The sequence below is a fragment of the Streptomyces phaeochromogenes genome (assembly GCF_001418655.1).
Classification (GTDB): Bacteria; Actinomycetota; Actinomycetes; order Streptomycetales; family Streptomycetaceae; genus Streptomyces; species Streptomyces phaeochromogenes.
Map to the genome: position 1 here is coordinate 23,869 of NZ_LIQZ01000218.1, position 25,311 is coordinate 49,179.

A 25,311-nucleotide genomic window follows, 5' to 3' on the forward strand; every position below is an offset into this window, starting at 1 on the left:
GCCCCGTCAGGTGAGTTCTGCCGCCACCAACGCGGCCGCCCGGGCCACCAGCGGGTTTTCCTGGGGCCCGTCGGCGGCGTACTTGGTCGACAGGACGGACAGCACCAGGGGCGGACGGCCGGGAGGCCACACGACACCCACGTCGTTGGCGACCCCGTACTGCGAGCCGCCCCCGGTCTTGTCCGCGAGGGTCCAGTCGCTGGGCAGGCCGGCCCGGAAACGCTCGGTGTTGGTGGTGTTGGCGATCAGCCACCCGGTCAGCCGTTCGCGGTCCTCGGCCGGGAGCGCCCTGCCGATCACGAGCCGCGCGCTGGTCTGCCCGATGGCGCGCGGGCTGGTGGTGTCGCTTTTCCGCCACGGTTCCGCCGAGTTCAGCTCGGGCTCCCACCGGTCGAGCCGGGTGATCCTGTCCCCGGTCGAGCGGGCGAACCGGGTGATCGCGGTCGGTCCGCCCAGCTCGCGCAGGAGGAGGTTCGCGGCGCCGTTGTCACTCTGGGAGACGGCGGCGGAGCACAGCTCCTCGACCGTCAGGCCCTTCGCGACGTTCTCGTCCGTGCCCGTGATCGGGGCGTAGCCCGAGGCCGTGACGTACTCCTTGGTGTACCGGATGCGCCGGGCCAGGAACTCGCCGTCGCGGTCGAGGTCCCTCAGGACGGCCGCGGCCGTGAGCGTCTTGAACACCGAGCACATCGGGAAGCGTTCGTCGGCGCGGTAGGCCACGGTCCGGCCCGTGGCCGTGTCGTGGGCGAAGATCCCGAGGCGCGCGGCGTACTCCCGCTCCAAGTCAGCCAGCTGTCCGGCGAGGCTCTCTCCGCCGCGGGCCGAGGCGTGCGCCGCCGTCGGGACGGTGACCGCCAGCGCCGCTCCGGCGCCCAGGGCCAGTGCCGTGCGGCGGCTCGGGCGTGAGCTGAAGCGGGCGCGGGAGCTGGAGCTGGAGCGGGAGCTGGAGCTGGATCCTGTGGTGTCCAAGGCGTACTTCCTGTTCGTGCGGGCGTGGTCTTCCTTCTGATGATCAAGACGCCACGACATGACGAACGGGTTCCCTCGGGCCTCACATGGGCTCGTACGGCCCAGGGCGACGGCCCCTACGCGTCGGCGGCCTCGGCGCGCTCCTCCGACGCCACGCTCTCGACGACCGCGGACGCCTCCTTCTCCGGTACGCCCGCCGCGACCAGCGTGGCGACGGCGGTCTGTGTCCCGTCGTCCTCCCACGTCCCCGCGTTGACGCTTTCGAGCAGGGAGATGGTCAGGGCCTCCAGGGCGGAACTGAGGACCACGGCCGGCAGGTGGTCGTGGAACACACCCGCGCGCTGCCCTCGCTCAAGGACGGCCGTCGCCGCGTCCCGGGCCGGGGCCAGTACCTCGGACACCCGCTCCATGCCGAGGTCCTGGCGGGCGAGTGCCAGGAGCAGCCGGTAGCGGTCGCCCACCGACCAGATCGACAGGACGAACCGCGCGAACGCCCGCTCGGGCGCCTCCACCGCGTCCGGCTTGCGGGCCACGACTCCGCGCAGGGCCTCGGACGCCTCCTCGGCGAGGGCGTCCAGCAGGGCCGCGCGCCCCGGGAAGTGCCCGAAGAGCGTACGGCGGACCACGCCGGCCGCCCGCGCGATCTCCTCCAGGGTGACGTCCGGGTTCCGCCCGAGCTCCTGGCGGGCGGTGGCAAGGATGCGGGCCCGGTTGGAACGCGAATTCCTTCGCAACGGCTCACGGACCACGGGCTTGGGCACGGCACGTCCTCGCGGATGCAGGGGGTGGAAGGGCTCTCCGATTCTCCCACGGGGGCGGGCCACGGCTCCTGGGGCTTGCCCGGACCCGTCCGTCAGGCGAGGTCGGGGAGTGGCCGCCGGGCGACGTCGTGGGCGTCGTCGGCCGGGACGCCCAGCATGCGCAGGACCATCTCGGCCAGGTTCACGGCGGCCTCGTCGCCGTCCATGTCCGGGCGGGTGAATCTCAGCTCCACCAGGGACAGCAGGGTCCCGCCCAGCGCGGACAGTGCGACGGTCGGATCGACGGGGGAGAAACGGCCGGAGGCGACGCCGGTCTCCAGGTCGCGCAGGGCGCGGGGAGCGAGGCCGCGGTCGGAGTGGAGGTACTCAAGGCCCCGGCGGCGCAGGACCTGCATCAGCTCCGGATGCGAGTCGGCCATTCTGGCGCTGAGCCTGAAGCCCGCCGCCACGAGTTCCGCCGGGTCGTCGATCCCGCTCAGGCGCTCGTCGAAGGTCTGGCCGAACTCCTCCAGCGCGTCCACGACGGCCGCGTCGAACAGCTCGGCCTTCGACGCGAAGTGGTTGTAGAAGGAGCCGAACCCCACGTCGGCGCGCTCCGCGATCGCCTGGATGCTCACGCCGGTGTCACCGTTCTCGGCGAGGATCCGCCGGGCCGCGCGGACGAGCGCCTGACGCGTCTCGGCGCGACGCCGTTCGAACCGGTTGCCGGGCGGGGCTTTCGTAGGCATGCGGAGAGTCTAGTCACGTCTCAGGCACATATCAGGCGCCGATCACAGTTCTGATGAATCCATCAATCAACACTCCGGACCTCTTGACGAGACGTGCCATCAAACTTGATGATTTCATCATTACGGCGATGTTGCTTGGAGAAGACGATGACCAGGACAGCCCACCAGGACCTCCACAGCGAACAGGGCGCCCTGCGGGGCGAGCACCCCGGACGCTCCCGAAACCCCGTGATCAAGGTGGCCGACCTGGCCTGGCTGGAGTTCGAGAAGCCCGACCTGGACCGCGCGGAGGTCTTCGCCCGCGACTTCGGTTTCGGTGTCGCCGCCCGCACCGAGCACGAGCTGTGGCTGCGCGGCACCCTCGCCGGCTCGCCCTGCATGGTGATCCGCGAAGGGCGTACGTCCCGCTTCGCCGGACCGGCGTTCCGCGCGGCCGAGCAGGCCGATCTGGACCGGCTGGCCCGCGCCACCGGCTCCGACGTACGGGACCTCGACCGAGCGGGCGCCCCCGGCGGCGGCAGCGCCGTGGACCTCCTCGACCCCTCGGGCTTTCCGGTGCGCGTGGTGCACTGCGGCGAGGATCTGCCCGCGCTGCCCGAACAGGCGCCGCTGCTCCTCAACTTCGGCACGGATCACCGTCGTACGAACGCCACGCAGCGCCCGCCCCGCGAGCCGTCCCGTATCCAGCGTCTCGGCCATGTGGTCCTGGAGACAAGGGTGTTCGGCCGCGCACTGGACTGGTATCTCGACACGCTCGGCATGATCGTCAGCGACTTCCTGTTCCTGGACGGGCAGCGCGAGCGTGGCCCGACGATGGCGTTCATCCGCTGCGACCGGGGCGGCCTGGCCGTCGACCACCACACCCTGGCCATGCATCTGGGCCCCGGCAACGGCTATGTGCACTCCGCGTACCAGGTCACCGACCTGGACTCGATGGCCGCGGGCGGGGAGTACCTCAACGAGCGTGGCTACAAGCGCAGTTGGGGCATCGGGCGGCACATCCAGGGCAGCCAGCTCTTCGACTACTGGCGCGACCCCGACCGCTTCATGCTGGAGCACTTCGCCGACGGCGACCTGTTCTCCTGCGACCTCGAACCCGGCTGGGCCCCCATGTCGACGAGCGGCCTCGCCCAGTGGGGCCCGCCGGCCACCCGCGACTTCCTCGGCGCGAGCCCCTCCCCCGCCCGGGTCCGCGACGTCGTCCAGGCCCTGCGCGGCGACAACGAGGTGGACCCGGCACGCCTGCTGGGCCTGCTGAAAGCCGTGAACTCCTGAATCCCCCAACTCCCGACCCCCCGCCCCCTGATGAAGGCAACGACATGAGCACCAACGTCCTGCGCACCGCCGACGGCTGGTGGGTGGTGCGCGACTCACGCGCCGTCCGCATCGAGACCAAGGCCGTCACCACCGCCGAACTGCTGGCCGACCTCGCCGCCGTACGGGAGACCGCCCGGGAAGCCGTCCAGGAGGCCGCCGCCTTCGGCGACACCGGCACGGCCGTCGCCGACCTGGTGACCCTCTCCCCCGTCACGACGCCCTGCCGGGTGGTCGCCCAGATGGTCAACTACCGCAGCCACGCCCGCGATTCGGGCTTCACCGGCGACATCCCGCCCGCCTTCTTCCGCAAGGCGTCCGGCTCGGTGAGCGGCCCGGGTGAGGCGATCGTCCGCCCGTCGCACGTGAAGTTCCTGGACTACGAGATCGAGCTCGGCCTGGTGATGGGCGCACCCCTGCCGGTGGGCACCGTCGTCACCGAGCAGGACCTGCCCTCGTACGTCGCCGGGCTCGTGGTCACCAACGACGTCAGCGCCCGTGACGTACAGCTGACCAAGACGCAGTTCTACGAGAGCAAGTCGTACCCGACCTTCACGCCGACCGGGCCTTTCCTCTGTCTGCTGGAGCCGGAGGAGTTCGCCCATCTCCTCGATCTGCGGCTGAAGTTGTCGGTCAACGGCGACCTGCGTCAGGACCGCACCCTGGCCGACATGATCGTCCGTCCGGCGCAGGCGCTGACCCTGCTCGCGCGCTTCCAGGCCCTGGACGCCGGCGACCTGCTGCTCACGGGCACTCCCGGTGGCACCGCTCTCAAGGCCCCGCCCAAGGCCGTCGAGAAGATCGGGGCACTGCTGCCGCCCGCCATGAAGTGGAAGGCGTTCTTCAGGAGCCAGGCCCGCAATCCGCGCTACCTGCGCGACGGCGACCTGATCACCGCGACGATCGCCACGCCGGACGGGCGGATCGACCTCGGTGAGCAGCGCACCCCTGTGACCGACGCGTGAGCGAAGCGAGCCGCACCATGACAGCCGAAAAGGAAACAGCCGCACACGTACCCGTGGTGATAGTCGGAGCCGGGCCGGTGGGTGTGACCGCCGCTCTCCTGCTCGCCCGGCGCGGCGTACGGACCGTCGTCCTCGAACGCCATCACGACGTCTACCCGCTGCCGCGTGCCGTCGCCGCCGACGACGAGGTGCGCAGGATCCTCCAGGCCGCCGGGGTCGGCGAGGAGTTCGCCGCGATCGCCCGCCCCGCGCGGGGGCTCAGGCTGCTGGACGCCCGGCACCGGGTGATGGCCGAGTTCCCGCGCTCGGGACAAGGGGCGCACGGCTTCCCGCAGACCAGCATGTTCGACCAGCCGGAGCTGGAGCGGGTGCTGCGCGACGCCCTGGCCCGCCGCCCGGAGTGCGATCTGCGGACCGGGGTGGAGGTCGTGGGCGTGGGCGTCGGCCCGGGCGTCGGCGTCGGCGTCGGCGTCGGCGTCGGCGTCGGCGTCGGCGTCGGCGTCGGCCAGGACAGCAACGGCCCGGTCCGCGTGACCTTCCGCCGGGACGGCGTCGAGGAGGACCTGTGGGCGGACGCCGTCCTCGGCTGCGACGGCGCGGGCAGCCTCACCCGTGACGCCGTCGGCGCCGGATGGCAGGACCTGCGCTTCGAGGAGCGCTGGACGGTCGTCGACGTGCGCACGAGCGTCCCGGTCCGCTGCTGGGAAGGCGTCGATCAGGTCTGCGATCCGGACCGGCCGGCGACCTTCATGCGCATCGGCGAGGACCGCTACCGCTGGGAGTTCCGCCTGCGGGACGAGCCGGAACCGGAACCGGATCATGAGCGGCTGGACGAGCGGCGGCATGAGCGGCTTCGCGAACTGATCGCCCCCTGGGTGGATCTCCCGTACGGCGCCGACTTCGAGGTGGTGCGGCAGGCGCAGTACACCTTCCGGGCCCGTATCGCCGACCGCTGGCGCCGCGGGCGGATCTTCCTGCTCGGCGACGCCGCGCACCTCACTCCGCCCTTCATCGGGCAAGGGCTGGGCGCGGGGATGCGTGACGCCCACAACCTGACGTGGAAGCTGGCCCGAGTCCTCCAACAGGGCTCGGACGAGCGGCTGTTGGAGACCTACGAGAGCGAACGCGCGCCGCACGCCCGTCATGCGATCCGGCTCGCGGTCGCGATGGGCTGGGCCATGACCGGCGGCCAGGACGGTGCCGCCGCCCTCCGTCGCGGCGTCCTGGCCGCGGCCTTCCGTATCCCCGGCGTGCCCGCGGCAGCCGCCCGTGACCTCAGCCCGGCCCTTGCCGCGGGGCCGCTCGTGCGCCGACGTGCCCTCCGTCGGGCCCGCTGGGGCGGTCGCGGTCTCGTGGGCGGAATCTGCCCGCAGCCGTGGGTGACGGTCGACGGGCGGCGCGTCCGTCTCGACGAACTGCTCGGCGACTCCTTCGCCGTACTGACCGCCGCGCCGCTCTCGCCCTCGCTGCGGGCGGTCGCCGACGGACTCGGCGCCCGGACCGTCCAGGTGACCGGCCTCGGTGACGACGGCCGACTCTCCGCCTGGCTGCGCGAGGGCCGGGCGGACGCCGTGCTGCTGCGTCCCGACCGCGTCGTCATGGACGAAGTCCCGTCCGGCGCCGACGACTTCACCGACACCGCGGGCTGGGCGTCCCTGCTGCACAGCACACGAAAGCCTCTCCCAGCCCAACGGACCATCGACACCAGCCTGTTGAGGAGTGCCATACGATGACCAGGCCGTACCCGGACCCCTTCATGGCTCCCGATCCGCAGGCCGCGGCGTCCAGTCGCATCGTTGACTTCGCCCGCCGGTCCGCCCGGCACCGGGTCGTCGGGACGGGCGACGACAACACCGACGACCACACCGACTACGCCGCGCTGCACCGCTGGTCCGTCACGGATCTGGAGGGCTTCTGGGGTGCGGTGTGGGAGTACTTCGACATTGACGCGGACCGTGCGTACGAGCGGGTGCTGGCCGAGGATTCCATGCCGGGTGCCCGCTGGTTCCCCGGGGCGACCCTCAACTACGCCCACCACGCCCTGCGCGACCTGAGCCCCGACCGGCCGGCGATCATCGCGATGGACGAGACCGGTTCGGCCCGCCCAGTCGGCGCCGGCCAACTGCGTGCCGAGGTCGCCTCCGTCGCCGCGACCCTGCGCGATCTCGGCGTGGGCATGGGCGACCGCGTCGTCGGCTACCTCCCCAACACCCCGCACGCCATCGTGGCGTTCCTCGCCGCCGCGAGCCTCGGCGCCGTCTGGTCGGTGTGCGGCCAGGACTACGCGCCGAAGGCCGCAGCCGACCGCTTCGCCCAGCTCGAACCCACCGTCCTGATCTCCGCCGACGGCTACCTCTTCAACGGAACCACCCACGACCGCCGCGACGCGTCCCTCGAACTCGCCTGCGCGCTACCGACGTTGAAGGCCACCCTGCTCGTCGACCACGTGGGCCTGCCGCGGCTGTCCCGGAACTACCCGTCCCTGGCCGTACCGTGGGAGGACGCGGCCACCCGCAAGGAGCAACTCGCCTGTACGCCGGTGCCGTTCGACCACCCACTGTGGGTCGTCTTCTCCTCCGGCACGACCGGCCTGCCCAAGGGCATCGTGCACGGCCACGGCGGAGTCCTGCTGGAGCACCTGAAGACCCTTGGCCTGCACTCGGACCTCGGCCCGGGCGACCGCCTCCTCTGGTACACCACCACCCACTGGATGATGTGGAACCTGGTCGCCTCCACCCTGCTGACGGGCGCCACGACCTGTACGTACGACGGCAGCCCGGCGCCGCTCGCCCGCCCCGACCTCCTGTGGGAGCTGGCCGCCCGGCACCGCGTCACCGTCTTCGGCACGAGTCCCCAATACCTGCTGGGGATGGCCAAGTTCGGCATCGACCCCTCCGTGCACGACTTGTCGTCCGTCCGCGTGGTCGGCTGCACCGGCTCGGCCCTGCCGGCCTCCGCCTACCCCTGGGTACGCGACCACGTCGGCGACCGCGTCCTGCTCGCCTCCATCAGCGGCGGCACGGACATCGTCTCCGGTTTCGCAGGCAGCGCGCCCACGACGCCTGTCCGGGCCGGGGAGCTGTCAGCCCCTCATCTGGGCGTGGCGCTGGCCGCGTACGACGCCGAGGGGCACCCGGTCGTCGACCAGGTCGGTGAGCTGGTGGTCACCCGCCCCATGCCGTCGATGCCGCTGTACTTCTGGAACGACCCCGACGGCACGCGCTATCACGAGGCGTACTTCTCCACGTATCCCGGCGTGTGGCGGCACGGCGACTGGATCACCTTCACGGGGCACGGTTCGGTGATCGTGCACGGCCGTTCCGACTCCACCCTCAACCGCAACGGCATACGGCTCGGGAGCGCGGACATCCACGACGTCGTGGAACGGCTTCCGGAGGTCACCGAAGCCCTGGTCATCGGGGCGGAGGAACCGGACGGCGGCTACTGGATGCCGCTGTTCGTGGTCCCGGCGGCCGGGGCCGTCCTCGACGACGCGCTCCGCGACCGCATCCGTGAGGCGATCCGCGCCGGTGTCTCGCCGCGCCACGTCCCCGACGAGATCCTCGAAGTCCCGGCCGTCCCGCACACGCGTACGGGCAAGAAGCTCGAAGTCCCCGTCAAGCGGCTGCTCCAGGGCGCGCCCGCCGAGCAGGTCGTCAACCCGGCCACCGTGGACGCGCCCGAACTCATCGACTACTACGCCCGGTTGGGAGCCGCACGCCGCGCACGGACAGGCACCGATCCCGCCCGTTCATGAGACGGGACACGAGGTGGGTCGGGAAGGGATGAGACGGGCGGTGCCGGGCGTCCCCTCCCGGCACCGCCCGGGCCGTGCGCCGCTCGGGCACGACCCGTCAGGGGTGAAGGAAGGCCGGACCTGAGGTCCGGCCTCCTGATGGTCGGGTCGGCTCCGTCCGGAACCGACCCGCGTCCGCGTGTGCGTCCTCAGCCGACGTCCACGCGCTCCTTGGCGCTCTCCTCCAGCTCTCCCTCGTCGCGCTTCGCGGCCTTGCGGCCGGGCAGGACCGCGAGGACGATCATGGTTCCGGCGGCCATGATGATCCCGCCGATCAGGCTGGTGTGGGCGACGCCGTGGGCGAAGGCCTCGTGCACCGCGTCGATCAGGGCCTGGGCCTGCTGGGGTCCGGCGGAGGGGGTCTTCGCGATCTGCTCGGCGACCGCCAGACCGCCGCCCACCGAGTCCTTGGCCGTCTCCATCGCAGAGGCCGGCAGCTGCTCGCCGACCAGGTCGGTCAGCCGGTCCTTGTAGGCGGTGGCCAGCAGCGAGCCCAGTACGGCGATGCCGAGGGAGCCGCCGAGTTCCAGCGCGGTGTCGTTGGCGCCGCCGCCGACACCCAGCTCGCTCTCCGGGAAGGAGCCCATGATGGTGTCGGTGGCAGGGGACACGCTCAGACCGATCGCGAACCCGAGCAGCATCATCGGCGCCAGGAAGTCGGCGTACGTGGAGCCCGTGTCGATCAGGGTGAGCAGGAGGACGCCCGCGGTGCCGATCACCATGCCGGACACCACCATCGTCTTCATGCCCAGCTTCGGCGTGAGGCGCCCGGTGGCCGCGGCGCCGACGAACACCGCGCCGGCCAGCGGCAGCAGACGGACACCGGTCTCCAGCGCGCCGTAGCCGAGGACGAACTGCAGGAACTGGGTGGAGTAGTAGATCGCCCCGAAGGTGCCGAAGAAGAAGAACAGCACCGCCAGCATCGAGCCGCTGAAGGAACGCTGGGCGAACCTGCGCACGTCCAGCATCGGGTGCGGGTGGCGCAGCTCCCAGAGCACGAAGGCCAGGAGGCCCACGCCCGCGACCACCGCGGCGGCCACCGGGCCCGTGCCCCAGCCGAAGTGCGGGCCCTCGATGATCGCGTAGACCAGCGAACCGACCGAGACGATCGACAGCAGTCCGCCCACGTAGTCGATCCGGCCCGCGTTCGCCGCCTTCGACGGCGGCACCAGGACCAGCGCGCCGAACACGGCGACGACGGCGATGGGGACGTTGATCAGGAAGGTCGAGCCCCAGGCGTGGTCCTCCAGGAGCCAGCCGGCGACCAGCGGGCCGACCGCGATGGCGAGGCCGGAGGTGGCGGTCCAGGCCGTGATGGCCTTGGCCCGCTCCCGCTTCGGGAAGACCGCGACCAGCAGGGACAGCGTGGCCGGCATGACCACCGCCGCGCCCACGCCCATGATCGCGCGGGCCGTGATCACCAGGCCCGTCCCGTCGACCAGGCTGCCCATCACCGAACCGCCCGCGAAGATCACCAAGCCCGCGACGAGCGCGCCACGACGGCTGTACTTGTCGCCGATCGAACCGAGGACGAGCATCAGCGCGGCATACGGAACGGTGTAGCCGTCGATGACCCACTGCAGGTCACTGCTGCTCAGGCCCAGGCCCTGGGTCATGTCCGGCGCCGCCACGATCAGTGACGTGTTCGCCATGACCACGATCAGCAGACTCAGACACAGCACCAGCAGGGCGAGCCAGCGCCGTGAGTACGGCCCCGCCATCTTCTCGACGGGCGTATTGGCGATGAGCGGCATCGGAGGCTCCCAGGGGGTGAGCGGGACGAGCGGGGCGACTTAATTGCCCACTGATGTGCAGACTAGTTTATTGCCCGCCGGTGTGCAAATATCGCGGTGGCTCTCCCTGCGCCCGCCCGCTTGTCCGCCTGCCTGTCTCTCTGCCTGCTGTCTTCTGTCTGTTGTCTGCCGAGGTACCGATGTGACCAGCCCGCCAGCGACGCACGAACCCCTCAGCCGTACGGCCCGCGCCACCCGCACGCGCATCCTGGAAGCGGCCCGGCGGGAACTGAGTCGCAACGCCGACAGCAGCCTCGGTGACATCGCCAAGGCCGCGGGGGTGGCGCGTCGTACCGTGTACGCGCACTTCGCGGGGCGGGCCGCACTTGTCGGGGGGCTCGCGGCGGACGCCGGGGAGGCGATTCGCGTCGCGATCACCGTCATCGACGCGTCAGCCGCTAGTCGGGGTCCGGCCCCGGACGCCGCGAGTGCCCTGGCGCGCGTCGTCCTCACCCTCTGGCCGGTCGGTGACCGCTATCGCACGCTCATCGGGCTGGCCCGCCAGGACCTGGGGGCCAACGGGTTCAGCGGACTCCTGGCTCCCGTCCGCGACACGGTCGCCGGGATCCTCGCCCGCGGCCAACGGCAGGGCGTCTTCCGCACCGGCGTCCCGCCCGGCCCGCTCAGCAGAGCCCTCGAAGCGCACATTCTGGCCCTGCTCGACAGCGTCAACTGCGGGATCTGGGCCGACGACGGCACGGGCGCCGCCACCACCGCTCTGATCGCCGCGGGCGCCGACCGCGATGTCGCGGCCTCGACGGTTCGCCGCCTCCGCGACGCCAACCAGCCCGGTGCAATGCCCAGTTGCCCGGGTGCCAAATAGCCCGGGTGCCAAGTAACTCGGGTGCCAAGTAACTCGGGCACCCAGCAACCCCGTACACGCGACAGGAGAGTTCATGTACCGCCCCCATCCCGAATACCGCGACGACTTCGCGTACGAGTCGGACGTCCCGCGGACGCACCGGCAACCGCTCGTCATCGCCCTGGCCGCCCTGTGCGCGCTGATCCTCGTCCCCGTGGTGGTCGACCGTGTCGCGGCGGCGCGGGTGGAGTCGGGTACGGCCGAGGCGTTCCAGGAGGGCATGGGTACTCCGACGCGGCCCGAGGTCCATGTGCGCGGTTTCCCCGTGCTGACCCAGGTGGCGTCCGGCACCCTGCGGCACGTGGACATCACCGCTCGCGACATACCCGCCGACGAGGCCACCCGCCCGCTGCCGGTGACCGAACTCGACCTCAGGCTCGACGACTTGCGGAAGTCGGACGACGGCAGTGAGGCACACGCGCGCAGCGCCGAAGCGACCGCCCGGCTGTCGTACACCGACGTGTCCGACGCCCTCGGTCTTGAGGTGTCCCGGGGCGACCGGCCCGGCCGGATCAGCGCGAGGATCGCGATGCCGTTCGGCGACGGAATCACCGTGACGGTGAAGGTGTCGGCGGTCTCCGGCAACCGCATCGCCTTCGAGGACTTCCGGGTGACGAGCGGTGTACTGCCCGACGCCGGTCAGGCACTGCTCGACAAGGTCTTCGAGGAGCCGATCCAGCTGCGGAACATCCCCGACGGCCTGACTCTTCGCTCGGTCGCCACCACGGCCGACGGCCTCACCGCCCGTTTCTCGGGCACGTCGGTCACCTTCCGCCCCGACGACGCGGCACAGAGCTGACCGCCCTCGCCCCCTGCTCAGCGGCTGCGCAGAGCGGCCAGCGTGGCCTCCCGGTCGGCCGCGCGAGGGCGGTTGTGCGGCAGTTTGCCGAGCAGGACCGCCATGGTGCAGGTGTTGGTGAGCGCGGAGAGGACCAGGCCACCCGCCACCCCGGCCGAGAGGATCTGGAACGCCGGATGTACGAGCAGTCCCAGCGTCAGTCCGGCGAGTACGAGAGTGCCGACGGTGAGGCGGACCTGACGTTCCATGGCCCAGGTGCCACGGGCAGTGGAGGCCGCGGGCCGGTCCAGGTCGTTGCCCTCGGCGGCCCACGCGGTCGTACCGCCGGCAAGGGTCGCCGCGGCGATGCCCTCTCCGGCCAGGAGCTCGCAGGCGGCCTGGGAGCGGTTGCCGGAGGCACACACGATCAGGACGTCACCGCGCTCAGCGGCGTGCCGGAGTTCGGGCAACGCCCGCCGCACCTGGTCCAGCGGGATGTTCAGGGCGCCGGGCAGATGACCCGAGGCGTACTCGCCGGGCGTCCGTACGTCGATGACGGCGAGGTCGTGCAGCCGAGTGCGGGCCTGGCCGACGCCGAGTACGACGACGGGCGTGCGGGAAACGGTCATGGCTGAGGTACTCCTGTTGTGTTCGGAGGTGCTGGGGGTACGGGGTGTACTGGAGGTAGGTACGGGGGCACTGGAGTGATCTAGTGGCTGTGGCTGTGGCTGTGGCTGTGGCCGGAGCCCGTCACACCACCGTGTCGATGAGCATGAGTGCGGCCACCGCGAGCAGCACCAGGGCGAAGACCCGTTGGAGCGTCGGGCCGGACACCTTCGCGGCGAGGCGTTTGCCGTCCCAGGCGCCGAGGATCGCGGCCCCGGCGAAGGGGGCGATGACGGCCCAGTCCAGGCCGTCGGCCGTACCGGCGCGCATCACGAGCGCGGCGAGCGAGTTGACGGTGATCACGAGCAGGCTGGTGCCCACCGCCTCCCTCATCCGCAGTCCGAGTACGCCCACGAGCGCCGGTACGGCGAGGAAGCCGCCCCCGACTCCGAGTACGCCGGTGACCGCGCCGAGCCCGCCACCGGCCGCCGCGGCCCGCCCGGACCGGACCGGCCGGGCGTCGTCCGAACTCTTCCGGGCGCGCAGCATGCGTACCGCCGCCACCGCCGCGACCACGGCGAAGGAGCCGGTCAGCGCGGCGGCGGGCAGCCTCCCCGCGACCGCGCCGCCCAGCAGCGCCGGGCCGATGCCCGCCGCCGCGAACAGCGCTCCCGTACGCCAGCGGACCTGGCCGTCGCGTGCGTGGCCGGACAGTGCCGTGGCCGAGGTGGCGGTCACGATGACGAGGCTCGCGGTGCTGGCCGCGACCGGGGTGAAACCGAGCAGATAGATCAGGGCGGGAACGGCCAGGACACTGCCGCCGCCCCCGAGCGCACCGAGCGCCAGCCCGATGACGGCACCGGCCGTCAGGGCGAGTATGAGAGGGCTCACGCCACCGTGCCGATCTCAAGACTGTCGGCACGGCCGGGAACACAGGGCAATGGGAGGGGCTGCATCGGCACGGTCTCGCTTCTTTCTGGTGACGGAGGGCGGATGCCGCGCGAAGGCTGAGCTCGCGCAAGCGCTGACCCGCACAAGGACTGGCCCTCGTACCGATGCGTGTTCAGGCGGTCCGGACGGTGAGGCCGGCCTTCTCCGCCGCGGTGAACGCGTCGTCCACGGCAACGACTTCACGGCCCGCCGCGTCCAGCAGGGAGGCGGCGATGGCGGCGCGCATACCGCCCGCGCAGTGCACCCACACCTCGCCCGCGGGAATCTCGCCGAGCCGCCCGTGCAGGGCGTGGACCGGGATGTGGACCGAGCCCTCGATGAAGCCGCGGGCGCGTTCGGACGACCGCCGGACGTCGAGTACGACGAGGCTGTCACCGGGGTGCCGACCGGTGACAGCGGTGACGTCGGCGAGGTCGGCAAACGTGGCCCGGCGGAAGGCGGCCAGGGGCTCGCCCTCGCGTACCCACGTCGAGGGTTCACCCGTGGCTGCGGCAGCCGGGCGGTCGATGCCGACCCGGACCAACTCGCGCTGGGCGGCGGCCAGTTGCCCGGCCGATTCGGCGAGGAGTGTCACCGGCCTGCCCCAGGGGATCAACCAGGCCAGATAGGTGGCCAGTTGACCCTCGGCCTCGAAGTTGAGCGAGCCCGCGACATGCCCTTCGGCGAACGCGACCCGGTTGCGCAGATCGACCACCCACTCCCCCGCGGCCAGCCGGGCGGCGATCTCGTCGGCGTCGGCCACGGCCGGTGGGGTGAGGTCGACGGGCGCGGGCCCCGCGGCGTTGGCCGGACCCATGTGCGCGTAGTAGGCGGGGACTTCGTCCAGCCCTGCCAGCAGGTCGGCGACGAAGGTGTCCACGTCCCGGGTGAGCGCCTCGTTGGCCGACTTCTCCTTGCCGATGGTGGTGGCACTGCCCTCGGCCCGGCCGGCGGAACAGAAGCTGCCGAAGCCGTGGGTGGGCAACACCGCCGTCTCGTCGGGGAGTTCGTCCGCGAGTCGGTGGGCGGAGGCGTGCTGGGCGCGGGCGAGGTCCTCGGTCAGGCGCGGCTCGACGAGGTCGGGGCGCCCGACCGTGCCGATGAGCAGCGACCCACCCGTGAAGACCGCGACCACCGCCCCGCCCTCCTCCAGGACGTACGAGGTGTGGTGCGGGGTGTGGCCGGGGGTCGCGAGCGCACGCAGGGCCAGACCCGCATCGGCGTCGACGACCGTGCTGTCCCCGTCGCGTACCGGGGTCCGCTCGAAGGAGACGCGGGCCCCGGCCGGAACGAGGTACACCGCGCCCGTGAGCCGGGCCAGCTCCGGACCGCCGGTGACGTAGTCGTTGTGCACATGTGTCTCGACCACATGCGATATCCGCACGCCCCGCCTGGCCGCCGCCGCGATCACCCGGTCGACGTCACGCGGCGGATCGATCACCACGGCCTCCCGCCCGCCGCCCGCCAGGTAGCTGCGGTTGCCGAGCCCCGCCACCTCGATGGTGTCGACGAAGAACATGTCGGGCACTCCTTCCGAACGGAAATTACCCCCGGGGGTATATGAGGGACACTAGCATGTACCCCCGGGGGTATTTGAAAGCTGTTCGAAAGGCTGGGGAACGGGCCGGTCAGGCGGCCCGGTCGCGCGGCTCGAACGCGGGATCCGCGTGCCCGCGTGCGGCCGGTACGGCCGATGCGGCCGGTCCGTCGGCCTCGGCGAGCAGCTCGACAAGGGTGGCGCGGGCGCGGGACACGCGGGAGCGGACGGTTCCGACGGGGCAGTCGCTGAGCTGGGCCGCCTCGGCGTACGGCAGCCCCATCAGCTGGGTGAGCACGAACGCCTCACGCCGCTCGTCGGGCAGCGCGGCCAGCAGATCGAGGAGCGCGACCCCGTCGTCGAAGCCGGGCAGGCCGTGCGGCTGGGCGTGTTCGACCGTCAGCCGCCAGTCCTGTACGTCGGACAGCCTCGGCCGGGCGGCGGCGTACCGGAAGCTGTCGATCACCGCGCGGCGAGCGATGGACAGCAGCCACGTACGGGCCGAACAACGCCCCTCGAACCGGTGCAGGCTGCCGAGTGCCCGCAGGAACGTGTCCTGGGCCAGGTCGTCGGCGGCCTGCGGGTCGGCGGAGAGATGGGCGACATAGCGCACGACGTCGCGGTGCAGGGCGCGGACGAAACGCTCGACCGCGTCCGGGTCGCCGCCGCGGGCGGCCAGCGCCCAGGCGGTTATCGACTCGTCACTTCTGTCATGCGATCTGTCGTGCGAAGCGGGCAGGGCTGGAGTGATCACCAGTGGTCCTTCTCGGGTCATCCGGGATCCGGACCGACGGCGCGCGTGAGTACGTGCGCATGTGGGCCATGGGCGCGTGGGCGCCTTGGTTCCGCGTGGGCACGTGGACGGTTGGCGCATCGGTCCGGCGCGTGGGGTGCGGCCGGCCGTACGGGAGGTACGGCCGGTGCCCGAGGCACGCGGGGAGGCGCCTCGGGGATCCGGCTGTCTCAGGCGACAGCGGTCCCGACGGGCGGACCTCGTGAGGTGATCGCGTGGACGAGAAGGAGCCGCCGCGGCGAGCGGTCCGGGGAGCGGCGGGGTACGCGGACGCGCGGCCGGTGCGGCGGTGCGGGCATGGCGTGCAGCAGCAACCGCAGCGGTGCGGCGAGTCGGCCGGCCACGGCCCGCAGGATGCGAAAGGCCGCGCGCTCGCCGTACGCGAGCCACAGACCGCACAGCAGCGCGGCCAGCAGATGGGCGGCAAGCATGCCGAGCGACGACATGCCGTCCATGTCGTGCGCCGGGTGAGCCATGGGTCCAGAACCCATGTGTCCCATGTCCATGGCGTCCGTGGAACCCGTGTGTACGGAGCCCATGTGCACGGAATCCATGGCTGCAGCGCCCATGTGTTCGGAATCCATGCCCCGCCCGGCGGAGCCCATCGGCATCGAGCCCCCGCCGCCCGAGCCCATCGAACCCCAGGCCACCGGCGGCGCGGCCGACTGGGCGAGCGAGAACCCGGTGTGGAGCAGCCCTTGGGCGACGACCACCACGGTCACGATCAGCGGCAGTCCGCGCTCACGGGCGGCCAGGCACCAGCCCGCACCGCCGGTCACCACTCCCCCGGCGGCCATCGTCCACCAGGGCACCGAGGAGCCGGACATCATCACGTGCCCGAGGGCGGCGAGCACGACGCAGACGGCCGCGAACACCACAGCCCGTACCTCGCGTATCCCCCGCCCCGCGGTCATGACCGGCCTCGGCCTCGTCCTCGCATCCGCCGGCCGGTTGTCACGGTGAGGCACGTACGTCGCCCGGGCTGACCACGACCGCCTCCACCGTGACCGGTCCGCTGCGCCGGAAGTGCAGCGTGAACGGGACCGGATCGCCGAGTTCCCAGCGCGCGCCCGCGCGCAGGATCACGTCGAGGCCGTGCGGGGACATGGTGAGGCTGCCGTGGGCAGGGACGGCGGCCGAGTCCACCTCGTCCCGGTACGCGGCGCCGCCGCCCGTGGTGCGGTGACGCCCGAGCGTGACCTCACCGCCGACGCCGGGCGAGGAGACGCGGACGAGCCGGTCGTCCGCGTCCCCGGAGTTGGTGATCCGGAAGAACGCGGCGGTGTCCCGGGTGTCGCCGTACGGGAGGAAGACGCGTCCGGCGGTGATCTCGATCCGCGCCGGGTCGCCCGCTCGGCCGGCGGCGACCCAGGTGCTCAGGGCACCGAGCGCGACGCTGCACGCGGCGACGGGTGCGAGCGCGGTGAGCAGGGTGTCGGTGAGGCGGCGGCGGGTCGGACGCCACGGATGCAGGTCGGTCGTCCGCGTCATCGTCTGCCGGTCGGTCGTCCGCGTCATCGTGTGCGGCTCCGGGGTCGCGTCGGCTGCCAGGCGCGCAGCCGCAGGCTGTTGCCGACCACGAGCAGGGAACTCACCGACATGGCCGCCGCGGCCACCATCGGATTGAGCAGGCCCACCATGGCGAGCGGCACGGTCACGGCGTTGTAGCCGAAGGCCCACAGGAGGTTGACCCTGATGGTGCCGAGCGTCCGACGGGCGAGTCGTACGGCGTCTCCCAGGGCCTCGATGTCACCGCGTACGAGCGTCACGTCGGCGGCTCCGATGGCCGCGTCCGTCCCGCCGCCCATGGCGATCCCCAGGTCGGCGCCGGCCAGCGCGGCGGCGTCGTTCACACCGTCACCGACGACCGCGACCCGGTGGCCGTCCTCCCTCAACTCCCTTACGAGAGCGGCCTTTTGATCGGGGGTGCAGCGGGCGTGCACCTCCTCGATGCCTAGCGCGGACGCGACGGCCCGGGCCGGGGCCTCCCGGTCCCCGGTGGCGAGCACCGGCCGCACCCCCAGCCTCCGCAGCCGGTCCACCGCCCGGTAGCTCCCGGGCCGCACTACGTCACCGACCTCGATCAGCGCCTCGGCCACCCCGTCCACCAGGACGACGACCGGCGTGTACGCGGCGGCCTCCGCCACCGGCAGCGCGTTCGCGAGCGCCGGCGGCAACTCCTCGTCCGGCGCGAGGACTTCGACCAGCCTGCCCTCGACCCGGCCCCGGACACCGCGGCCCGCCTCGGCGCTGAACTCCCCCACGTCCGGCAACGGCCGCTCGGGCAGGGTCCGTTGTGCGTACGCGACGATCGCGCGCCCCAGCGGATGCTCGGAGCCCTGTTCCACCGCCCCGGCCAGCCGCAGCACCGTCTCCCGCCCGAGTCCACCGGGCACGGCGGTGACCCGGGCGACGCTCATGTGGCCGGAGGTGAGGGTGCCGGTCTTGTCGAGTACGACCGTGTCGATGTGCTGGAGCGACTCCAGGGCCTGCGGTCCGCCGACCAGGACGCCCAGTTGGGCGCCGCGCCCGGTGGCGGCCATGAGCGCGGTCGGCGTCGCCAGACCCAGCGCACACGGACAGGCCACGACCAGCACCGCCACGCACGCGGTGACCGCCGCCTGCGGATCGGCTCCCGCGCCGAGCCAGAACCCGAGCACGGTCACGGCGAGCGCCAGCACCACCGGCACGAACACCCCGGCCACCGCGTCGGCCAGCCGCTGAGCGCGCGCCTTCCCCGCCTGAGCATCCGTCACCAGCTTGGTGATACGGGCGAGTTGCGTGTCGGCGCCGACCGCCGTGGCCCGTACGAGCAGCAGCCCGCCCGCGTTGACGGCCCCGCCCACCACCGCCGAGCCCGGACCGACCTCGACCGGCTCGCTCTCGCCCGTGACCAGGGACAGGTCCACGGCGGAACTGCCCTCCGTCACCTCCCCGTCGGTGGCAACCCGCTCCCCGGGACGTACGACGAAGACGTGCCCCGTCCTCAACTGCTCGACGGGCAGCAGACGTTCGGAGCCACCCTCGCGTACCGAGACATCCTTGGCGGCGAGTTGGGCGAGCGACCGCAGTGCCGCCCCCGTCCCGTGCCGGGCCCGTGCCTCCAGGAAACGCCCGGCCAGCACGAACAGCGGTACTCCCACGGCCGCTTCGAGATAGATGTGCGCGGCGCCCTCCGACGCCGAGGGCAGCAGGCTGAACGGCATCCGCATCCCGGGCTCGCCCGCGCCGCCGAGGAACAGCGCGTACGCCGACCAGGAGAAGGAGGCCACGACACCCAGGGAGACCAGCGTGTCCATGGTCGCCGTCGAGTGCCGCAGCCCGCGCAACGCCCGTACGTGGAACGGCCAGGAGCTCCACACCGCGACCGGGGCGGCCAGTACGAAGCACAGCCACTGCCAGTTGCGGAACTGCCAGGCGGGCACCATCGACAGGACGAGCACCGGCACGGCGAGCAGCGCCGTGACCGTCAGCCGCTCGCGCTCCCGCCGGGTGTCGACGGACTCGGGCTCGTCCCCGCCTTCCGGCTGCTCGGGTGGGGCGGGGAGGGTTGCCGTGTAGCCGGCCTTCTCGACCGTGGCGACGAGTTCCTCGGGAGGGACATGGGCCGGATGGCTCACCCGGGCCCGCCCGGTGGCCAGGTTGACGGTCGCGGTGACACCGACCAGCTTGGCGAGCTTCTTCTCGACACGGTTCACACAGGCCGCGCAGGTCATCCCGCCGACGGTCAGGTCGGTCGTCATGACCACGGCCACCGGTTCGGCACTCATCGGCCGTCGCTCCCGTGCGTGCCGCCCATGTCCATGTCCATGCCGCCCCCGCCGCTGTCACCGCCGCCGTCACCGCCGTCGTCTCCGTCACGGCTCGTGCCGGTCTCGTGCATACCGGGCGCCACGGGACCGACGGCGGCACCGGCTGCGTACGACGCCATGAACATGAGCGCGAGCAGCAGCAGGAAGCCGCACAGCGCGGGCGGCGGCATCAGTTTCCGTAGCAACGCGACTGCGGCCAAGCCCGCGCCTGTATCTGTGCCCGCGCCGGCACCTGCGCTCGGGGAGGATTGTCGGGGCTCGCCCATTCCGGTTCTCCAGATCGCACGGCGTCGGCCGGTCCGGGCCGTGACGGTCCAGAAGTCGGGCGTGCGTCCCTATGAGTTCCGGCGCAGGCCTATGGCGTACGTCACTCGGGCGGTGTTTTCACCCTCCTGGCCGGTCCGGCATCCGTACGTCGACCGCCGTGAGCGCCAGCGCCAGCGGTCCCGGCGCCAGGAACGCCAGCGGCAGCAGCATCCAGGCGCACAACGCGCCCGCCATGACGGCGAGCACGACAAGACCGCTGCCGCCCACGTCCCGTACGGAGTCCCGGGCGGCCCCGGCCACGGCCGCCCGCCAGTCGGTGAGCGACTCGGGGCGCCCGCAGGCGCGAAGGCCCACGACGGCCGCGTACATGCCGATGGCGGCGGCGACGATCGCGAACAGCGGGGCACCGGGCAGTCCGGCGCGGGCCAGGGCGAGGTCCGCCCAGAGCAACAGGGCGCCGGCCAGGGACAGTGTCCCGGCGGCGAGGTCTCCGGCGCGCAGGCGTCGCCGCAGCGTCGTCAAGTACCGCCCTGCGGTGGCCGGTTGGTCCTCGCGGGCGCCGCGCAGGACCGCGCATGCCGTGGACAGCGCCGCCGGGAGGGTGACGACCGGCAGCGACACGAGGGCCGTGCAGACGCCGACGCTCAGTACGTCCGCGAACAGCGTCATGCGCGGGCCGAAGATCTCGCCCGTCTCGCGGGCCTGTCCGGCGCTCATCCCTTGATCCCCGAGTTCGCCATACCCTCGACCAGGAACCGCTGGAAGGCGAGGAAGAACAGGACGATCGGGAGGAGCGCGATCACCGACATCGCGAACATCGGGCCGAACGCGGACTGGCTGGACGCGTCCACGAACGACCTGAGCGCCAGCGTGAGCGTGAACTTCTCCGGCGAGAAGAGGTAGATCAGCTGGGTGAAGAAGTCGTTCCAGGTCCAGATGAAGGTGAAAATCGCGGTGGTGATGAGTGCCGGACGGGTCAGCGGGAGGATCACCAGGAAGAAGCTCCTGAACGGGCCGCAGCCGTCGATCCGCGCCGCCTCCTCCAGTTCGCGCGGCAGCCCCCGCATGAACTGCACGATGAGGAAGACGAAGAACGCCTCCGTGGCAAGGAACTTGGGCAGGATCAGCGGCCAGTAGGTGTTCACCATGCCGAGCTGGTTGAAGATGATGTACTGCGGGATCAGCACGGCGTGGTGCGGCAGCATGATCGTCGCGATCATGAACGCGAAGAGCGGGCCGCGGAAGCGGAAACGCAGCCGGGCGAAGGCGTAGGCGGCGAGTGAGCAGCTGAGTACGTTGCCGACGACCGCGCCGCCCGCGATGAACAGCGAGTTGCCGAGCAGCTGCCACACGGAGACGTCGTTCACGCCGTCGAGGGCTGTCTTGTAGTTGGACCACTCCAGGCTGCTGGGCAGCAGGTCGAGGCTGGCGATCACCTCGTCGGCCGGCTTGAGCGAGGTCGCGAGCAGCCAGGCCAGCGGGTACAGCATCACGAGCAGCGCGGCCAGACAGCCGAGGTGCAGGGCGATGCGACGCCAGGCAACCGGCTTGCGTACGGCGACGGTTGAGGTGGTCATCGGTCCCCCTCGGACGCGTAGAAGACCCAGGAGCGCGAGGTCCGGAACAGTACGGCGGTGACCGCGCCGATGACGAGGAGCAGTGTCCAGGCCATCGCGGAGGCGTAGCCCATGTGGGAGGCGACGAAGCCGCGGTCGTAGAGGTAGAGCGTGTAGAAGAGCGTCGAGTCGGCGGGGCCGCCCTTGCCCGCGCTCACCGCGAACGCGGGGGTGAAGACCTGGAAGGCCTGGATGGTCTGGAGCACCAGGTTGAAGAAGATCACCGGGGAGAGCATGGGCACGGTGATGGACAGGAACTGGCGCCAGCGGCTCGCCCCGTCCACGGCCGCCGCCTCGTACAACTCCGCGGGGATCTGCTGGAGTCCGGCGAGGAAGATGACCATGGGGGCGCCGAACTGCCACACCGTCAGCAGGGCGACCGTGAAGAGTGCCCAGCCGGGTTTGTTGACCCAGCCGCCGGTGCCGAGGAGGTTGTCGACCGTACCGCCGTCGTTGAAGATGGCCCGCCACACGAGGGCGATTGACATCGAGGCGCCGAGCAGCGAGGGCGCGTAGAAGGCGGAGCGGTAGAAGCCCTTGCCTCGGCGCATGCCCTTCAGGGCGAGGGCTACGACCAGGGCCAGGCCCAGTTGCAGGGGGACGGCGATGACCACGTAGGTCAGGGTTGCGACCACCGAGCGCCAGTAGCGCGGGTCCTCTGTGAACATCTGTGTGTAGTTGCGCAGGCCCACCCACTGGGGCGGGTTGAACAAGTCGTAGTCCGTGAAGGAGAGATAGAGCGAGACGGCCATCGGGAGCAGGGTCAGTACGGCTGCGCCGAGGACCCATGGGGAGAGGAACACCCATGCGGCGCCCTCGCGTTGGCGTCGGGGCGGCTTGGTCGGCGGGTCGACGTCTTGCGTGCGGGCGGGTGTTGGTATCTGTGTGGTGGTCATGACCTCAGCTCCGCCTTCGCCTCGGTGATGTAGTTCTCGGCCGCCTCGCGGGGCGACAGCCGCTCGTACGACACCTGGTCGTAGTCCCGCTGGAAGGTGGTCTGCAGGGCGCTGTCTCCCGAAGGGGGCGCCTGGGGCGGGGCGTTGAGCTTGCCTTCGAAGGGGGCCTGGTAGTCGTAGATGGTCTTGTCGAAGTCCTTGAGGTCCGAGGCGATCTCGTCGCGGATCGACTCGTTGACCGGGATGCCGCGGCTCGCGCCGACGATCTTCGCCGCCTCCCTGTCGTTGAGCATGAAGTCGACGAGCTGGGCGGATTCCTTGGGGTGGCCCGTGTCGGCGGCGACCCCCATGAACATGGACGGCTTGAAGTACTGGCCCGGCGTGCCGTCCTCGTTCGACGGCATGGGGGCGAGCGAGATCCCGTCCGGGACTAGGACGAGGTAGCCGCTCGCCGGAGCGTCCCAGTTCGTCTCGGAGATTGCCGTGCCACGGCCCAGCGGGGTGTTCTCGACCGAGCCGTCGAGCTGTGTCGTCTGCTCGGCCGACGAGACCGCGCCTTCGCGCCGCAGCTTGTCTGTGAAGGTCCACCAGCGTGTGAGGTCAGCTGCGGTGAAGCCGAGTTGGTTGTCCTTCGTGTACAGGGATTTGCCCTGGCCTCGCAGCCAGATCTCGAAAGCGTCCTCGCTCTGTCCGGGGTCGGTGCCGCCGGGCTTGCCGGTCTTGGCTGCCAGCTCGCGCATCGCGTCGGCCCAGTCGGTCCAGGTCCAGCCCTGCTTGGGCGGTTCGAGTCCGGCGGCCTTCCACTTCGTGGTGTCGTACACCATCGTCTCGGTGCCGCGGCCCTGCGGGATGGCGTACAGCTTTCCGTCCACCTTGCCGGTGGCCAGCAGGCCCGGTTCGAACTCCGTTGTTTTCAGGACGGACCGTTGCTTGCCCAGGTCGAGGAGGACGCCTCCGGACGCGTACTGGTCGATCATCCGGTAGTCGAGCTGCATCACGTCGGGGGCGTCGCCGCCGGCGGCTTGAGTGGCGAGCTTCTGCTTGTACGGTTCGTATCCGGCGAAGGAAGTCTGTACTTCTATGCCCGGATGTTTCTTCTCGAAGAGGTCGACTGCCTCCTGGGTTCGGGCCGCCCTGTCCGGGTTGCCCCACCAGGTGTAGCGCAGCGAGACCGTGCCGCCCGCGCTGGTCGACTCGCCCGTGTCCGAGCAGCCGGCGAGTGCCGCCGCCGTCGCGCAGAGCGCCAGGACCGCCGCCGCCGTGCGGGACGGCCGGGACTTGGCGGTCCTGCGGGGCGGCCAGGACTTCCTTGTCCTGTTTCCGGGCATGAGTGGGTCACCTCTTTCGCTAGAAAGCGCTTCCACCCCCCTGATACGACCCTAGGGAAGGTCCTGATGTCAGAACAAGACCCGCGCATCGCTTCTGTCGCGACCGGCTCTTCCGGCTCGTCCGTCGCGTCCGTCGCGCCCGGCTCTTTCGCCTCGTCCGCCGCTTCCGCCTCGTCCGTCGCGGGGAGGCGTCGTCGTTGTGCCGTGGTGGGGCTGGGGGCCCGGGCGCGGATGTTCACCGAGGCGCTTGCCGGGCCGTACGCGGACCGGGTCGAGTTGGTGGGCTTCTGTGATGTCAACGCCCGTCGTATGGCCGTCCACAACGGGTGGATCGCTGCCGATCATCCCGGTCGGGGGGCCGTGCCTGCTTACGCCGCCGAGGATTTCGAGGTGATGCTGCGGCGTGAGCGGGTGGACCTCGTTGTGGTGTGCAGTGTCGACCGCACCCATGACGACTACATCGTGCGTGCGCTGGAGGCGGGGTGCGACGTCGTCACGGAGAAGCCGATGACCACGGACGCCGACAAGGCCCGCCGCATTCTCGATGCTCGGCGGCGGACCGGGGGTGATGTGCGGGTGGCCTTCAACTACCGCTACAACCCGGTGCATTCGGCCGTACGGGAAGTCATCGCGGGCGGGGAGATCGGTGAGGTCGGGTCGGTGCACTTCGAGTGGCTGCTCGATCTGCGGCACGGTGCGGACTACTTCCGGCGGTGGCACCGGGACAAGGCCAACTCCGGTGGGCTGATGGTGCACAAGGCCACGCATCACTTCGATCTCGTCAACTGGTGGCTGGGGACGGAGCCGGAGACCGTGTTCGCGCAGGGCGGGCTGTTCTTCTACGGCGAGGAGGCCGGGCGGCGGCGGGGGCTTGCTCGGCCTTATGCCCGGGCTCATGGGGCTGCCGCTGCGGAGGGCGATCCGTTTGCGGTGCGGCTTGCGGACTCGGAGGTGCTGCGTGCGCTTTATCTGGACGCCGAGGCCGAGGACGGGTACCACCGGGACCAGAACGTGTTCGGGGCCGGGGTGAGCATCGAGGACGACATGGCTGTGCTTGTGCGGTACGCGTCGGGGGCCTCGCTGAGCTATCACCTGACCGCCTACTCGCCCTGGGAGGGGTATCGCGTCGCCTTCAACGGGAGTGAGGGGCGGTTGGAGTTGTTGGTGGAGGAGTCGACGTGGACTCGGCCCGAGGAGCGGGGCGATGGCGCTGGTCCTGTCATGCATGGGGCGGTTGTTGGTGACGATGTCGGGCGTACGGAGTTGTTGGTGCGGCGGTTCTGGGAGCGGCCTCGTGAGGTGAAGGTCGGGGGCGGGGAGGGTGCCGCTGAGGGCGGGCACGGAGGTGGGGATGTGCGGATGTTGGCCGATCTGTTCGGGCCCCGGTCCGGTGGGGATGCCCTGGGGCGGGCGGCCGACGCGGTTGACGGGGCGCGGTCGTTGGTCACCGGGCTGGCCGCCAATGAGTCGTTCGAGACCGGGCTGCCTGTTCGGGTGCGGGATCTGTTGGATGTCTGAGGTCGTCGGTGTGCCAGGTGGCGCCCCGGATGCGTCGGCGTC

23 protein-coding genes are annotated in these 25,311 nt (G+C 71.4%); 7 read left to right on the plus strand and 16 right to left on the minus strand.

What is annotated here, in order from left to right; translation table 11 throughout:
• Nucleotides 1-6: 6 nt before the first annotated feature.
• From bla to AOK17_RS27850, 3 genes are all read right to left on the minus strand, one after another.
• On the minus strand, nucleotides 7-882 hold the full coding sequence (gene bla, locus AOK17_RS27840; RefSeq protein ID WP_055615330.1) for a class A beta-lactamase: 876 nt from the start codon (nucleotides 880-882) through the stop codon (nucleotides 7-9).
• A 203-nt stretch (nucleotides 883-1,085) separates the two neighbouring features.
• Nucleotides 1,086-1,730 (minus strand): TetR/AcrR family transcriptional regulator, encoded by a 645-nt coding sequence (locus AOK17_RS27845; RefSeq protein ID WP_055615309.1) that lies wholly within the window; start codon nucleotides 1,728-1,730, stop codon nucleotides 1,086-1,088.
• 92 nt (nucleotides 1,731-1,822) lie between these two features.
• A complete protein-coding gene (locus tag AOK17_RS27850; RefSeq protein WP_055615310.1) occupies nucleotides 1,823-2,458 on the minus strand; it encodes a TetR/AcrR family transcriptional regulator in 636 nt (211 codons plus the stop codon).
• Nucleotides 2,459-2,605: 147 nt separating this feature from the next.
• Here AOK17_RS27850 and AOK17_RS27855 point away from each other — a divergent pair, with 147 nt between their 5' ends.
• The 4 genes from AOK17_RS27855 to AOK17_RS27870 are packed head-to-tail and all read left to right on the plus strand — an operon-like array spanning nucleotide 2,606 to nucleotide 8,494.
• A complete protein-coding gene (locus AOK17_RS27855) occupies nucleotides 2,606-3,733 on the plus strand; it encodes a VOC family protein (protein ID WP_107102515.1) in 1,128 nt (375 codons plus the stop codon).
• 44 nt (nucleotides 3,734-3,777) lie between these two features.
• Nucleotides 3,778-4,737 (plus strand): fumarylacetoacetate hydrolase family protein, encoded by a 960-nt coding sequence (locus AOK17_RS27860; protein WP_055615312.1) that lies wholly within the window; start codon nucleotides 3,778-3,780, stop codon nucleotides 4,735-4,737.
• Between the two features lie 17 nt (nucleotides 4,738-4,754).
• Nucleotides 4,755-6,470, plus strand: a complete 1,716-nt coding sequence (mhpA, locus tag AOK17_RS27865; RefSeq protein WP_055615313.1) for a bifunctional 3-(3-hydroxy-phenyl)propionate/3-hydroxycinnamic acid hydroxylase MhpA — start codon at nucleotides 4,755-4,757, stop codon at nucleotides 6,468-6,470.
• The gene (locus tag AOK17_RS27870) at nucleotides 6,467-8,494 is read left to right on the plus strand and encodes an acetoacetate--CoA ligase (protein WP_055615314.1); all 2,028 of its coding nucleotides are present in this window, start codon (nucleotides 6,467-6,469) and stop codon (nucleotides 8,492-8,494) included. The genes mhpA and AOK17_RS27870 overlap by 4 nt, the downstream gene beginning before the upstream one ends.
• Nucleotides 8,495-8,682: 188 nt before the next feature.
• Here the strand turns inward: AOK17_RS27870 and AOK17_RS27875 are convergent, their stop codons facing one another.
• Nucleotides 8,683-10,287, minus strand: a complete 1,605-nt coding sequence (locus AOK17_RS27875) for an MFS transporter (protein WP_055615315.1) — start codon at nucleotides 10,285-10,287, stop codon at nucleotides 8,683-8,685.
• Between the two features lie 181 nt (nucleotides 10,288-10,468).
• Here AOK17_RS27875 and AOK17_RS27880 point away from each other — a divergent pair, with 181 nt between their 5' ends.
• Together AOK17_RS27880 and AOK17_RS27885 are read left to right on the plus strand one after the other, a co-directional pair.
• Nucleotides 10,469-11,149 carry a TetR/AcrR family transcriptional regulator gene (locus AOK17_RS27880; protein WP_055615316.1) on the plus strand — a complete coding sequence of 227 codons (681 nt, stop codon included), beginning with the start codon at nucleotides 10,469-10,471 and terminating at the stop codon, nucleotides 11,147-11,149.
• A 73-nt stretch (nucleotides 11,150-11,222) separates the two neighbouring features.
• Nucleotides 11,223-11,987 (plus strand): LmeA family phospholipid-binding protein, encoded by a 765-nt coding sequence (locus AOK17_RS27885; protein ID WP_055615317.1) that lies wholly within the window; start codon nucleotides 11,223-11,225, stop codon nucleotides 11,985-11,987.
• Nucleotides 11,988-12,004: 17 nt separating this feature from the next.
• Here AOK17_RS27885 and AOK17_RS27890 read toward each other — a convergent pair whose 3' ends face one another.
• The 12 genes from AOK17_RS27890 to AOK17_RS27945 all read right to left on the minus strand — a co-directional run bounded on the left by AOK17_RS27890 (nucleotide 12,005) and on the right by AOK17_RS27945 (nucleotide 23,751).
• Nucleotides 12,005-12,595 carry a rhodanese-like domain-containing protein gene (locus tag AOK17_RS27890; protein WP_055615318.1) on the minus strand — a complete coding sequence of 197 codons (591 nt, stop codon included), beginning with the start codon at nucleotides 12,593-12,595 and terminating at the stop codon, nucleotides 12,005-12,007.
• Between the two features lie 121 nt (nucleotides 12,596-12,716).
• A complete protein-coding gene (locus AOK17_RS27895; protein ID WP_055615319.1) occupies nucleotides 12,717-13,463 on the minus strand; it encodes a sulfite exporter TauE/SafE family protein in 747 nt (248 codons plus the stop codon).
• A 172-nt stretch (nucleotides 13,464-13,635) separates the two neighbouring features.
• Entirely contained in the window at nucleotides 13,636-15,021 is a 1,386-nt protein-coding gene (locus AOK17_RS27900) for an MBL fold metallo-hydrolase (protein ID WP_055615320.1), read from the minus strand.
• A 109-nt stretch (nucleotides 15,022-15,130) separates the two neighbouring features.
• The gene (locus tag AOK17_RS27905; RefSeq protein ID WP_055615321.1) at nucleotides 15,131-15,793 is read right to left on the minus strand and encodes a sigma-70 family RNA polymerase sigma factor; all 663 of its coding nucleotides are present in this window, start codon (nucleotides 15,791-15,793) and stop codon (nucleotides 15,131-15,133) included.
• Nucleotides 15,794-16,002: 209 nt separating this feature from the next.
• On the minus strand, nucleotides 16,003-16,746 hold the full coding sequence (locus AOK17_RS27910; protein ID WP_055615322.1) for a hypothetical protein: 744 nt from the start codon (nucleotides 16,744-16,746) through the stop codon (nucleotides 16,003-16,005).
• Between the two features lie 40 nt (nucleotides 16,747-16,786).
• Nucleotides 16,787-17,350, minus strand: a complete 564-nt coding sequence (locus tag AOK17_RS27915; protein WP_245697404.1) for a copper chaperone PCu(A)C — start codon at nucleotides 17,348-17,350, stop codon at nucleotides 16,787-16,789.
• Nucleotides 17,347-19,602, minus strand: coding sequence for a heavy metal translocating P-type ATPase (locus AOK17_RS27920; RefSeq protein WP_055615323.1), 2,256 nt, complete (start codon nucleotides 19,600-19,602; stop codon nucleotides 17,347-17,349). Before AOK17_RS27920 ends, AOK17_RS27915 begins: the two co-directional genes overlap by 4 nt.
• Nucleotides 19,599-19,844, minus strand: a complete 246-nt coding sequence (locus AOK17_RS27925) for a hypothetical protein (protein WP_425424642.1) — start codon at nucleotides 19,842-19,844, stop codon at nucleotides 19,599-19,601. The genes AOK17_RS27920 and AOK17_RS27925 overlap by 4 nt, the downstream gene beginning before the upstream one ends.
• 184 nt (nucleotides 19,845-20,028) lie before the next feature.
• Nucleotides 20,029-20,628: a hypothetical protein gene (locus AOK17_RS27930; RefSeq protein WP_055615325.1), complete on the minus strand. Its 600-nt coding sequence runs from the start codon at nucleotides 20,626-20,628 to the stop codon at nucleotides 20,029-20,031.
• Entirely contained in the window at nucleotides 20,625-21,488 is an 864-nt protein-coding gene (locus tag AOK17_RS27935) for a carbohydrate ABC transporter permease (protein WP_055615326.1), read from the minus strand. The genes AOK17_RS27930 and AOK17_RS27935 overlap by 4 nt, the downstream gene beginning before the upstream one ends.
• Entirely contained in the window at nucleotides 21,485-22,423 is a 939-nt protein-coding gene (locus AOK17_RS27940) for a carbohydrate ABC transporter permease (RefSeq protein WP_055615327.1), read from the minus strand. The genes AOK17_RS27935 and AOK17_RS27940 overlap by 4 nt, the downstream gene beginning before the upstream one ends.
• A complete protein-coding gene (locus AOK17_RS27945; protein WP_079053320.1) occupies nucleotides 22,420-23,751 on the minus strand; it encodes an ABC transporter substrate-binding protein in 1,332 nt (443 codons plus the stop codon). Before AOK17_RS27945 ends, AOK17_RS27940 begins: the two co-directional genes overlap by 4 nt.
• Before the next feature lie 66 nt (nucleotides 23,752-23,817).
• Here AOK17_RS27945 and AOK17_RS27950 point away from each other — a divergent pair, with 66 nt between their 5' ends.
• Complete coding sequence (locus AOK17_RS27950; RefSeq protein WP_079053321.1) at nucleotides 23,818-25,269, plus strand: Gfo/Idh/MocA family protein; 1,452 nt, start codon at nucleotides 23,818-23,820, stop codon at nucleotides 25,267-25,269.
• Nucleotides 25,270-25,311 lie beyond the last annotated feature (42 nt).

Excerpts from the sequence above, each read along its gene's own strand:
- AOK17_RS27850 (WP_055615310.1), bottom strand. The coding sequence starts at position 2,458 with ATGCCTACGAAAGCCCCGCCCGGCAACCGGTTCGAACGGCGTCGCGCC.
- AOK17_RS27855 (WP_107102515.1), top strand. The coding sequence starts at position 2,606 with ATGACCAGGACAGCCCACCAGGACCTCCACAGCGAACAGGGCGCCCTG.
- AOK17_RS27860 (WP_055615312.1), top strand. The coding sequence starts at position 3,778 with ATGAGCACCAACGTCCTGCGCACCGCCGACGGCTGGTGGGTGGTGCGC.
- mhpA (WP_055615313.1), top strand. The coding sequence starts at position 4,755 with ATGACAGCCGAAAAGGAAACAGCCGCACACGTACCCGTGGTGATAGTC.
- AOK17_RS27870 (WP_055615314.1), top strand. The coding sequence starts at position 6,467 with ATGACCAGGCCGTACCCGGACCCCTTCATGGCTCCCGATCCGCAGGCC.
- AOK17_RS27875 (WP_055615315.1), bottom strand. The coding sequence starts at position 10,287 with ATGCCGCTCATCGCCAATACGCCCGTCGAGAAGATGGCGGGGCCGTAC.
- AOK17_RS27885 (WP_055615317.1), top strand. The coding sequence starts at position 11,223 with ATGTACCGCCCCCATCCCGAATACCGCGACGACTTCGCGTACGAGTCG.
- AOK17_RS27890 (WP_055615318.1), bottom strand. The coding sequence starts at position 12,595 with ATGACCGTTTCCCGCACGCCCGTCGTCGTACTCGGCGTCGGCCAGGCC.
- AOK17_RS27900 (WP_055615320.1), bottom strand. The coding sequence starts at position 15,021 with ATGTTCTTCGTCGACACCATCGAGGTGGCGGGGCTCGGCAACCGCAGC.
- AOK17_RS27910 (WP_055615322.1), bottom strand. The coding sequence starts at position 16,746 with ATGACCGCGGGGCGGGGGATACGCGAGGTACGGGCTGTGGTGTTCGCG.
- AOK17_RS27915 (WP_245697404.1), bottom strand. The coding sequence starts at position 17,350 with ATGACGCGGACGACCGACCGGCAGACGATGACGCGGACGACCGACCTG.
- AOK17_RS27920 (WP_055615323.1), bottom strand. The coding sequence starts at position 19,602 with ATGAGTGCCGAACCGGTGGCCGTGGTCATGACGACCGACCTGACCGTC.
- AOK17_RS27930 (WP_055615325.1), bottom strand. The coding sequence starts at position 20,628 with ATGAGCGCCGGACAGGCCCGCGAGACGGGCGAGATCTTCGGCCCGCGC.
- AOK17_RS27935 (WP_055615326.1), bottom strand. The coding sequence starts at position 21,488 with ATGACCACCTCAACCGTCGCCGTACGCAAGCCGGTTGCCTGGCGTCGC.
- AOK17_RS27940 (WP_055615327.1), bottom strand. The coding sequence starts at position 22,423 with ATGACCACCACACAGATACCAACACCCGCCCGCACGCAAGACGTCGAC.
- AOK17_RS27945 (WP_079053320.1), bottom strand. The coding sequence starts at position 23,751 with ATGCCCGGAAACAGGACAAGGAAGTCCTGGCCGCCCCGCAGGACCGCC.
- AOK17_RS27950 (WP_079053321.1), top strand. The coding sequence starts at position 23,818 with ATGTCAGAACAAGACCCGCGCATCGCTTCTGTCGCGACCGGCTCTTCC.